This is a genomic window from Gilliamella apis (assembly GCF_030758615.1).
In the GTDB taxonomy this organism is placed as follows: Bacteria; Pseudomonadota; Gammaproteobacteria; order Enterobacterales; family Orbaceae; genus Gilliamella; species Gilliamella apis_A.
Genome location: NZ_CP132381.1, coordinates 1,196,011 through 1,207,462 on the forward strand (window position 1 = coordinate 1,196,011; position 11,452 = coordinate 1,207,462).

General features: G+C 35.2%; 7 protein-coding genes, 1 pseudogene and 1 riboswitch. Of the genes and pseudogenes, 3 read left to right on the forward strand and 5 right to left on the reverse strand.

The features are described 5' to 3' along the window. Positions 1-7: 7 nt before the first annotated feature. Together leuS and bamD are read right to left on the reverse strand one after the other, a co-directional pair. On the reverse strand, positions 8-2,590 hold the full coding sequence (gene leuS, locus RAM17_RS05500) for a leucine--tRNA ligase (protein ID WP_110448190.1): 2,583 nt from the start codon (positions 2,588-2,590) through the stop codon (positions 8-10). Positions 2,591-2,842: 252 nt separating this feature from the next. Beyond that, positions 2,843-3,571 (reverse strand): annotated as a pseudogene (gene bamD / locus RAM17_RS05505) (outer membrane protein assembly factor BamD); the annotation flags it as partial. A gap of 93 nt (positions 3,572-3,664) precedes the next feature. Here bamD and rluD point away from each other — a divergent pair. Together rluD and pgeF are read left to right on the forward strand one after the other, a co-directional pair. Beyond that, entirely contained in the window at positions 3,665-4,639 is a 975-nt protein-coding gene (gene rluD, locus RAM17_RS05510) for a 23S rRNA pseudouridine(1911/1915/1917) synthase RluD (RefSeq protein WP_110448188.1), read from the forward strand. Between the two features lie 8 nt (positions 4,640-4,647). Then, positions 4,648-5,421 carry a peptidoglycan editing factor PgeF gene (pgeF, locus tag RAM17_RS05515; RefSeq protein WP_181414691.1) on the forward strand — a complete coding sequence of 258 codons (774 nt, stop codon included), beginning with the start codon at positions 4,648-4,650 and terminating at the stop codon, positions 5,419-5,421. 320 nt (positions 5,422-5,741) lie between these two features. Here the strand turns inward: pgeF and RAM17_RS05520 are convergent, their stop codons facing one another. Further along, a complete protein-coding gene (locus RAM17_RS05520; protein WP_110448185.1) occupies positions 5,742-6,356 on the reverse strand; it encodes a 7-carboxy-7-deazaguanine synthase QueE in 615 nt (204 codons plus the stop codon). Further along, complete coding sequence (gene queD / locus RAM17_RS05525) at positions 6,353-6,781, reverse strand: 6-carboxytetrahydropterin synthase QueD (protein ID WP_110448184.1); 429 nt, start codon at positions 6,779-6,781, stop codon at positions 6,353-6,355. The genes RAM17_RS05520 and queD overlap by 4 nt, the downstream gene beginning before the upstream one ends. A 3-nt stretch (positions 6,782-6,784) precedes the next feature. Beyond that, positions 6,785-6,830: riboswitch (PreQ1 riboswitch) on the reverse strand. 274 nt (positions 6,831-7,104) lie between these two features. Here queD and clpB point away from each other — a divergent pair. Next, entirely contained in the window at positions 7,105-9,675 is a 2,571-nt protein-coding gene (gene clpB, locus RAM17_RS05530; RefSeq protein WP_086363919.1) for an ATP-dependent chaperone ClpB, read from the forward strand. 289 nt (positions 9,676-9,964) lie between these two features. Here the strand turns inward: clpB and RAM17_RS05535 are convergent, their stop codons facing one another. Then, positions 9,965-11,053, reverse strand: a complete 1,089-nt coding sequence (locus RAM17_RS05535) for a hypothetical protein (protein ID WP_110448183.1) — start codon at positions 11,051-11,053, stop codon at positions 9,965-9,967. Positions 11,054-11,452 lie beyond the last annotated feature (399 nt).

An 11,452-nucleotide genomic window follows, 5' to 3' on the forward strand; every position in this document is an offset into this window, starting at 1 on the left:
AACATTATTAACCAACAACTAGATTCAATAATTTGCCTGGCACATAAATAACCTTACGAATTGTCGTATCAGTTAAATATTTTTGAATGTTTGGCTCTTGTTTAGCTTGTTCTACTACAAAATCTTGTTCGGCATCTGCCGGAACGGTAAATTTACCACGTACTTTACCATTGATTTGTACAACAATTAATTTTTCATCCTCAACCATTGCCGATTCATCAGCAGTAGGCCAAGATGCATTATCAATGGTTTCACTATGACCTAATGCTTGCCACATAACGAAACAAGCGTGAGGCATCATAGGATAAAGTAATCTGACAACTGCATTTAATGATTCATCCATCAATGCACGGTCTTGATCTGTATCTTGTGGCGCTTTTTGTAAGCGATTCATAAATTCCATTACTGCTGCAATTGCCGTATTAAAGGTTTGACGGCGACCAATATCATCACTGACTTTAGCAATCGTTTTATGTAGTTCACGACGTAAAGCTTTTTGATCGGCAGTTAATTTAGATAGATCAAGAGCTGTTGTTTTACCTCGTTGAGCATGTTCATATACTAAACGCCATACACGTTTAATAAATCGATTCGCACCTTCCACACCAGATTCTTGCCATTCAAGCGTCATATCGGCTGGAGAGGCAAACATCATAAATAATCTAACGGTATCTGCACCATATTTTTCAACCATCTCTTGTGGATCGATACCATTATTTTTTGATTTAGACATCTTAGTCATACCAGCATGAACAAGTTCATTACCTTTATTATCTGTGGCTTTAGCAATACGACCTTTGTCATCACGTTCAATAGTGACTTCAGTTGGTGAAACCCAAATACGTTCATTGGTAGGGCTGGTGTAATAGAACGCATCAGCTAAAACCATACCTTGGCATAACAAGCGTTTGGCTGGTTCGTCTGATTTTACTAAACCAAAATCACGCATTAATTTATGGAAGAATCTAAAATAGAGTAAATGCATGATTGCATGTTCAATGCCACCAACATATTGATCAACAGGCAACCAATAATTTGCCGCATTTTCATCTAACATACCTTTGTCATAATGAGGGCAGGTGTAGCGTGCATAATACCAAGACGATTCCATAAAGGTATCAAAAGTATCGGTTTCACGCAGTGCCGGTTGACCATTAACCATCGTTTTTGCCCAATTTTGATCTGCTTTAATCGGACTAGTAATACCATTCATTTCAACATTTTCTGGTAAAATGACTGGCAGTTGATCTTCTGGTGTCGGGATTGTAGTGCCATCTTCAAGTGTCACCATAGGAATTGGTGCACCCCAATAACGTTGACGAGAGACTCCCCAATCACGTAAACGATAATTTACTTTACGATTACCAATACCTAATGCAATAAGTTTATCTGCAATAGCATTAAAGGCTTGTTCAAAATTAAGACCGTCAAACTCACCAGAATTAAATAATTTACCATGTTCAGTATAAGCTTGCTGTGATAGATCAGGTACTTGATCATCTTGTGTTAAAATAACAGGTTTAATTGGTAGATTATATTTTGATGCAAACTCATAATCACGTTCATCGTGACCAGGCACCGCCATCACCGCCCCTGTGCCGTATTCAATTAATACAAAGTTAGCAATCCAAACCGGAACTTTTGCACCGGTTAATGGATGGATAGCAAAAAATCCTGTTGCCATACCTTTCTTTTCCATTGTTGCCATGTCGGCCTCAGCGGTTTTAGTTGTTTTGCATTCAGCAATAAAGTCAGCAATTTTGGGATTATTTTGTGCAGCTAATTGAGCAAGTGGATGTTCCGCAGCTACCGAAACAAAACTTACACCCATTAAGGTATCAGGGCGAGTAGTATAAACACGTAACTTATCGCTATAGTTTTCAACGGCGAAATCAAACTCCACCCCTTCAGAACGACCAATCCAGTTTCGTTGCATTGTTTTGACTTGTTCTGGCCAGCTTTCAAGGGTATCTAAATCATTTAATAACTCATCAGCATATTCAGTGATTTTGATAAACCATTGTGGAATTTCTTTACGCTCAACCGGTGTATTACAACGCCAACAACACCCCTCAACCACTTGTTCGTTAGCCAATACAGTCTGGTCGTTTGGACACCAGTTAACAGCTGAAGTTTTTTTATAAACTAAACCTTTTTCAAATAGTTTGGTAAAGAACCATTGTTCCCATTTGTAATACTCAGGACGGCAAGTTGTTACTTCACGATCCCAATCATAACCAAAACCAAGTAGCTGTAATTGCTTCTTCATGTAAGCAATATTTTCATAAGTCCATTTGGCTGGCGCTGTATTATTTTTAACTGCTGCGCCTTCGGCGGGTAAACCAAATGCATCCCAACCGATTGGTTGTAATACATTTTTACCATTCAAACGTTGATAGCGTGAAATAGTGTCACCGATAGTATAATTTCGGACATGACCAAGATGTAAACGACCTGAAGGGTATGGAAGCATCGACAGACAGTAATACTTCTCTTTAGATGGATCTTCAGTAACGTGGAATGTTTTGTCTTCTTGCCAATGTTTTTGTACTTTGGCTTCAATTTCATCTGGGCGATATTGTTCTTGCATGACGAATTAATGTCCTATCTATTATTGCTAATAAAAATAATTTGCTAATTGTATTGGTTATTGAGGTGTTTTACAAACGTTATGTGAATTGTAAGATTGATTTATTAGGAATTAAAAGATGTAATTTGGATATTGTGCACTAGTAAAAAGCATAAAAAAGCGGGCTATGCCCGCTTAGTAAATAAATTAGCCACCATTGAAGACACTGGTAAATTTAGAGAAGAATGATTTTTGTTCTTCTTTTGGTATGTATTCCAAATTGGCCTGAATAAGTTGATCAACTTTTTGGCTTTCATCAACTAAACCTAATTCATTGTATGCATTACGCATCAATAACAATGCGCTCTTAGTTGAATCAGTATCAGGGAATAAGGCTAACATTTGGGTAACCCGATTAATCACAGCAACATAGGCTCCACGTTTAGTGTAATATTGTGATACTTTTAACTCATGACGTGCGATACGGGTTTTCAAAAATATTAAACGCTTTTTGGCGTCAGCGGCATAACTACTATTTGGAAAACCAGTTACCAAATAAGTAAAATCTTTAAATGCAGCCATGGCAAACTCAGGATCACGATCTGAACGATCGACATTAAACCACCCCTGAATGGTATTGTCATTCTGCGCCATATTAGAAATTCCGCGCATGTAAATTACCCAATCGATATTTGGGTGCGTTGGGTTCAATTTCAAAAAGCGGTCAATTGATGCAATGGCTAGTGGATAATCCGCTGTTTTATAGTAGGCATAAATTAAATCTAATTGAACTTGTTGTGAATAAGGTCCAAATGGATAATTTTTATCGATAGCCTCTAAAACACTAATACTGGATTTGATATTTCCACTCTCAAGCTCTGTTTTAGCTTTATTGTGGAGCTCAATCTCTGGCACATTTTCAACATCATGCTTTGTACTTGTACAGCCAATTAGCATGCTACTTAAAGCGATAGCTAACAAAGTTTGTAGACGCAATTTCATTCAGTTTTCAATCCAAAATATAATTAAACATTAAAGGCGATGATTGGTATATAATACTCTAAAACATAACAGCTTAAAATAGATAAATTACACATGCACAAGTTAAAACTATCATCTGAAATCGAACAAACTCAGCTTGGAATGCGATTGGATCAGGCGTTGTCCGAGCTTTTTCCTGATTATTCTAGGTCAAGAATTAAAGAATGGATCATAGATAATAAGGTATTAGTGAACAATAATATTGTAAATAAACCCAAAGATAAAGTACTTGGTGGTGAAAAAATATCCATCGAAGTTGAAATTGAAGAAGAAACCTATCATCAACCAGAAGATATAAAACTTAATATTGTTTATGAAGATGATCATATTTTGGTCATTAATAAACCACGAGATTTAGTTGTTCATCCTGGAGCAGGGAATCCAAATGGTACGGTATTGAACGCACTACTTTATCACTATCCAGATATCTCACGAGTGCCAAGAGCAGGTATTGTCCACCGTCTAGATAAAGATACAACAGGTTTAATGGTTGTTGCTAAAACCATTGAAGCACAAACTCATTTAGTTGAATCATTACAACTTCGTGAGATAACTCGTGAGTATGAAGCGGTTGCTATGGGGATCATTACTGCTGGTGGAACCGTAGATCAACCAATTACTCGCCATCCAACTAAACGGACACATATGGCGGTTTTTCCAACCGGAAAGCCTGCAGTAACCCATTATCGAGTAATGGAAAAATATCGTCTACATACTCGATTACGTTTAAGACTGGAAACAGGGCGTACCCATCAAATTCGTGTACATATGGCTCATATTGCACATCCACTGGTCGGTGATCCCCTTTATGGTGGTCGACCAAGGCCACCGAAAGGCGCTAGCGAATCATTTATCCAAACTCTGCGTGATTTTGATCGCCAAGCCTTACATGCCACTATGTTACGTTTATATCATCCAATTACTGGCGAACTAATGGAATGGCATGCACCAATACCTGAGGATATGCAAAAATTAATACAAGAGTTACAATTAGATACAGAACTTCATAAAGATGAACTTGATTGGTAATAGTTATGATTAAATCAATTTATCCCTATTGGCCAGCACCGACAAATATTCGTGCTTTTACTACAACTCGCATCGGTGGTGTGAGTTCTACGCCGTTTGATAGCCTAAATTTAGGTAGCCGTACTGGTGATGATTTGAATGATATCGTCGAAAATCGTCGTCTTATAATTAATGCTGAAAAAATTCCTAGTGAACCTTATTGGCTAAATCAAACCCATAGCACAACCGTACTTGATATTTCAGAAATTCAATTACAGCCGGCAACTGGATTAATTGGTAGTAGTGAGCGATTTGAAGCTGATGGATCATATACTCGGCAAGTTAATCAAGTTAGTGTTGTCTTAACGGCTGATTGTATGCCTGTACTATTTTGTTCAATTGAAGGCAATGAGGTCGCCGCCGCTCATGCTGGTTGGCGTGGGCTTTGTCATGGTATTTTAGAAGAAACGGCAAAGAAATTTTATTGTAAGGCTAGTGATATCATCGTTTGGCTTGGTCCAGCAATTGGCGCTACAAAATTTGAAGTAGGTGGTGAAGTGAAAAAGCAGTTTGAAGCTTACGATGCAAATGCGCATCATGCATTTAAACTAATTGATGCCAAACAACAAAAATATTTAGCAGATCTTTATATGATTGCCAAACAGCGATTAAACTCAATTGGAATTAAGCAAATTTATGGTGGTAACTATTGTACCTATACTGAGCGAGATCTGTTTTATTCATATCGTCGAGAAAACAAGACAGGAAGAATGGCAACAATGATCTGGTTTGAGAAAAATTAAACCAGCGGTGACAATTATCATGCCTCTTGTTGTAAATTTAACTAAGATATCTATTCATTATCTTCTTCGTAATGACTAATGAAGAGTGGTAAAATTGATATGCCGGTTAACTTATTTCCCAATCAATATGATGAAACTCAACCCAAGCATTGCCATGCGCTGAATAAACATATATGAATAATAAACCGACGAAAATACGATAAAACATCACCATCATCAATAAAAAAATATTGGTCAATAATAATGCTATCTTATTAAAGATTAAAGCATAACTTATGGATAAGATTGATTTTTTATGTTTAGTTGTTAATCGTAAAAGATTACTCAATATTGGCAAATTTATGTGTTTGTAGACTTAACATCCATTTATTATCAATACGTTTATGATTAATCTTACCTAACAACTCAATGGTATCAAACATATTCATCTCACCATTGACTTCGCAAGGTGACAAATAGTATCGCTTAGCTTGAATATGCTGCTCAATATAGTAACAAAAATCGATAAATCCCGTCTGTTTCTCTGCGACAATTCTTATTTCACTAGCTGTTGGTTGCAAAATTTTTTGATAACGATGGTGATAACAAAATTTAGGACTCAGTGCAATATAATCAATCAGCGGATCGACTTTACCTAGTCCATTACTCTCAATAGCGATATAATAGCCAGCTTGTTTTAAATGCGTTAATAATGAAGATAACTCTTTAACCATTGTGGGCTCACCACCGGTAATGATAATATTGCTACTTTTATATTGCTTAACTTTTGCAACTATTTGCTCTAACGTAAAACGTTGAAATTTGCGGAAATTAGTATCACACCAACTACAATTTAAATTACAGCCAGCAAAACGAATAAAAATAGCTGGCATACCAGTGTTATAACCTTCGCCTTGTAAAGATTCGAAGATTTCAACAATACGATATTCGATCATTTTTCGCCCCGATGATACTCACAGTAAGAAGTAGGGGTTTCCCAAAGCTTAATCATCGACACGGGTAGAAATTGTGATAAGTGGTCAAAAATAAATTTACTCATTCCTTCTGCAGTAGTGCGACAAGGAAAAGCAAAAATTTTACGTTGCATTTGCTGCAAAAGCTCAGCTATTTGCCTTTCATTAGTATTATTTTGATTATAAAGATAAGCATGATCGAGTTGGTCGATAATTTGCTGTTTTACAACTGATTTTATGTCAGCATAATCCATCACCATATCAGCACTTGAACCGTTGGTAATAAGTTCATTGCTGATTTCGACTAACAAACGGTAAGTATGACCATGTAGATTATGACATTTTCCATTATGCCCATCTAACATATGACAAGCATCAAACTGGAACTCTTTAGCAATTTTAAACATATTTCTTTCCTAGTTTTTTTTCGTGGGATGGATTACGAACCACGGTTAGCTAACCTAACAAAATAAAGCGGCTAATATAAAGGATAAAAGCTTGAGTGTCATCCAAATTTACTAAACATTTTTGTTTAAGTGCCGGTTTTTCAAACTACTTTATCTTTTATAAAGACGCGAGTAAAATATAAACGATTTTATTGCAAAAATTCGTCAAAAATATTGTTAATCAGCTCTTGAAATTTATTCTTCCACACTCATTTAGTGATTATGCAAATGGATTAAATGTGTTACACATTTAAACCAAATTTATTGCTTAGGAGATAAATAATATGAGGTTAGATAAACTCACTAACAAATTTCAACAAGCTTTAGCTGATGCGCAATCAATCGCATTAGGTAAAGACAATCAATATATAGAGCCGATCCATGTATTATCTGCCATGCTTAATCAAGAAGGCAGTGGGATTAATCCATTACTGGTGGCTTCAGGTGCAAATATTGCGACATTACAACAAGAATTAAATCAAGCAATTGAACGTTTACCCCAAGTTCAAGGCATTGGTGGTGAAGTTATTCCATCACAAGAATTAGTAAGAATTTTGAATCTATGTGACAAATTAGCGCAAAAAAATGGCGATAGCTATATTTCATCTGAATTATTCATACTAGCTGCATTAGATGAAAAAGGTAATTTAACCGATATTTTAAAAAGAGCAGGTGTCAGCAAAGACAAATTTAGCCAAGCAGTTAACCAAGTAAGAGGGAGTGATAACGTGAACGATCCTAATGCTGAAGATCAACGTGGTGCATTGAAAAAATATACCATTGATTTAACCGAAAGAGCCGAACAAGGCAAGCTTGATCCAGTCATTGGTCGTGATGAAGAGATTCGCCGAACCATTCAAGTATTGCAACGTCGAACTAAAAACAATCCAGTATTAATTGGTGAGCCAGGAGTTGGTAAAACAGCTATCGTAGAAGGTTTAGCACAACGTATTGTTAATCGTGAAGTGCCAGAAGGTTTACGTAACAAACGAGTATTATCATTAGATATGGGGGCATTAATTGCCGGTGCTAAATATCGTGGTGAATTTGAAGAACGCTTAAAAGCGGTACTTAAAGATATCGCCAAAGCCGAAGGTAGTATTATTCTCTTTATCGATGAAATACATACTATGGTCGGTGCTGGTAAAAGTGATGGAGCAATGGATGCTGGTAATATGTTAAAACCGGCATTAGCTCGAGGTGAGTTACACTGTGTTGGTGCCACCACGCTTGATGAATATCGTCAATATATCGAAAAAGATCCGGCATTAGAACGTCGTTTTCAAAAAGTATATGTAGCAGAACCGTCAGTTGAAGATACCATTGCAATATTGCGTGGTTTAAAAGAACGTTATGAACTGCATCATCATGTGCAAATTACCGATCCGGCAATTGTTGCAGCAGCAACCTTATCGCATCGTTATATCTCCGATCGTATGTTACCAGACAAAGCGATCGACTTAATTGATGAAGCAGCATCAAGTATCCGTATGCAAATGGACTCAAAACCAGAGTCATTGGATCGGCTTGAACGACGTATTATTCAGCTCAAACTTGAACAACAAGCGCTCAAGAAAGAGTCTGATGATGCAAGTAAAAAACGACTTGAGATGTTAAATGATGAACTTGCTGAAAAAGAAAAGGCTTATGCATCACTTGAAGAAGAGTGGAAATCAGAGAAGGCTGCGCTTTCGGGTACTCAAAATATCAAGGCCGAGTTGGAAAAAGCACGTACTGAAATAGAACAGGCTCGCCGAATGGGCGACTTAAACAAGATGTCCGAACTACAGTATGGCAAAATCCCAGAATTAGAGAAGAAACTAGCAGCAGCCACACAGCTAGAAGGTAAAACTATGAAGTTATTGCGTAACAAAGTCACCGATAACGAAATTGCTGAAGTTTTATCGAAAGCAACAGGTATTCCTGTATCGAGAATGCTAGAGAGTGAAAAAGAAAAACTGTTACATATGGAAGACGCCCTACATAAACGTGTTATTGGTCAAAATGAAGCGGTGGTTGCTGTGGCCAATGCTATTCGTCGTAGTCGAGCAGGGCTTTCTGATCCGAATAAACCGATTGGTTCCTTCTTATTCTTAGGACCGACAGGTGTTGGTAAAACAGAACTTTGCAAAGCATTGGCTAACTTTATGTTTGACAGTGAAGATGCTATGGTACGTATCGACATGTCTGAGTTTATGGAAAAACATTCTGTAGCTCGATTAATCGGTGCACCTCCTGGTTATGTTGGTTATGAAGAAGGAGGCTATCTCACTGAAGCAGTGAGACGACGACCATACTCTGTTATCTTACTCGATGAAGTCGAAAAAGCACATCCAGATGTTTTTAACATCTTATTACAAGTATTGGATGATGGACGATTAACTGATGGACAAGGTCGTACTGTTGATTTTCGTAATACAGTAATTATCATGACATCTAACTTAGGTTCTGATCTGATTCAAGGTCAAGTCGAACTGAGTTACGACGAGATGAAAGCGTTAGTCATGACTGTGGTAACTAAACACTTTAGACCGGAGTTTATCAATCGTATTGATGAAACTGTGGTATTCCATCCATTAGGACAAGAAAACATCAAAGCAATTGCGAAAATTCAATTAGCTCATGTTGAAAAACGTCTTGATGAGCGTGGATATGAAATGGATATCTCTGATGCCGCACTGGAACAATTAGCTAAAGTTGGTTTTGACCCAATTTATGGTGCAAGACCATTAAAACGTGCAATACAACAAGAGATTGAAAATCCATTAGCACAACAGATTCTATCTGGCAAATTAGTTCCGGGTAAAACGATTCATCTAGATTTGGATGATGGTAATATTGTTGCCAAACAGTAAAGCTACTTATTGATTGGTTGTCGAAATTACAACAATATTAATAAAGCCAAAAAGCCTGAAAATTAATTTTCAGGCTTTTTTATTTATAGCATTAGTATTCTTATTTATGAAAAAATCAAACTCATTTAATTAGATAAAAAATTGAGGAAAGGGGTTTTTAGTTTATCAAAACTAAATTATGTAATCTTTGTGATTAAATATAAAATTGAAAATAACTTAATTTAACAAAGAAGACCTAGACTTTAGGTGGACTTCTTATTTTTCTATAATTTAATATCAAAGATCGTACTTAGTCGTATATATAACCAGGTATTAATTTACCTTTGTACCATACTTTATCATTATAAAGAATATTATCTTCACCTATTACACTAGGATTTTCAGTATAAATATTATTACGATTAAGTAAACAATTATTATATTCTAAATCAGTGCATTGACGATTTTGCTTACTATCGAAATTATAATAATGGCAGCTATTGCTTTTATTAACATATCGATAATTATGATAATCGTAAATCGCAGTTATTTTGGTTAAGACTCTGTGATTTTGATCATCAAAATCATAACAGTCTTTACTGCCTTCAGCCGATCTATCTTTTGGATTAAAGATTATATCACTGCCCCAAAGATGAGTTGCGATAAATTTATTATGATGGTTGATATAATAATCATAATTGGAACCTCGTCTAGCATTAAATTTGTAACGTTCAATTGCTAAATCTGCAACGCCATCAAAATTAATATCTTGTAGATGAATGCTATAAATTGAATTGTAGCTATAATTCAAATTTTCGATTTTTTGTAATAATTTGTTGGATGCTTGCTCATAAATATTAATTCCATATAACTTAATCTTTTCATTTTTTTGTTTTCGTAATACAGCGGTAAAGTAGATATTTTCTAAACTATCGTATTGTAATAATTCAATATTATTAAATTCGCTGCTAATATCTTCTTCATTGATGAAAAAATCTCTTTGCAATTTGATTGGCTTTAAGCGTTGTTGATGTTCATCAAACCAAACTCCAGTTAACTCATGATTTAAAATTATATAGTCACCGCCATAGTCATCAGTTTGATCAAATTTAATATTATCTAATTTAATATAAGAGAGTTGGTTATTATTAGTATTTGAAGAGTTTGTATTATAAAAAACGACACTTTTGTTATCTACATTAAATGAACTTTGATCTAGTACCAAAGACTGCCAAAGTTGGTCAGGATTACGCTTATCAATTAAGAAATGTAACGAAGTAATGCTACTATTGAAATATAAAGTAATATCTTTATTAGAACTATTGTCAGTAAATGCATAAATTGCACATTTACCTGAGAACGAAAGACAAAGACAAATTAAAAACAATATATTTTTCATATTAATAATCATTCAAACTGATTGCTTTTTACGAGTTAGCAAAATTTAAGAAAAGAATTTTTCAATTATCAAAATTCTTAGTTTTAGTATCTATTATAATAAGCAGTCAGTTTATTTTATATCCATTGAATTATTATTACTGTTATCAACTTAATAGTCACTACATAACACAAAATATTTTTAAAAGAGATTCAATAGTCATTTTTAGCAAAATTGATCATTCCAAATAGTACAAAAGTACATAATCAGAACTTTACTTTACATATCTTGACAAATTAACCCCAATTACTATTTGATAAAATGGGTTATTTTAATTATACTTTTTTGGTCAAAAAAATGTTTATTATTTAATATAAAACAATGGGGTGTGTTTTAAGTTACCTGGAGGTTAGTCAAGCT

Coding starts and splice junctions, on each gene's coding strand:
- RAM17_RS05535 (WP_110448183.1), bottom strand. CDS start 11,053: ATGAAAAATATATTGTTTTTAATTTGTCTTTGTCTTTCGTTCTCAGGT.
- queD (WP_110448184.1), bottom strand. CDS start 6,781: ATGTTTAAAATTGCTAAAGAGTTCCAGTTTGATGCTTGTCATATGTTA.
- clpB (WP_086363919.1), top strand. CDS start 7,105: ATGAGGTTAGATAAACTCACTAACAAATTTCAACAAGCTTTAGCTGAT.
- RAM17_RS05520 (WP_110448185.1), bottom strand. CDS start 6,356: ATGATCGAATATCGTATTGTTGAAATCTTCGAATCTTTACAAGGCGAA.
- leuS (WP_110448190.1), bottom strand. CDS start 2,590: ATGCAAGAACAATATCGCCCAGATGAAATTGAAGCCAAAGTACAAAAA.
- rluD (WP_110448188.1), top strand. CDS start 3,665: ATGCACAAGTTAAAACTATCATCTGAAATCGAACAAACTCAGCTTGGA.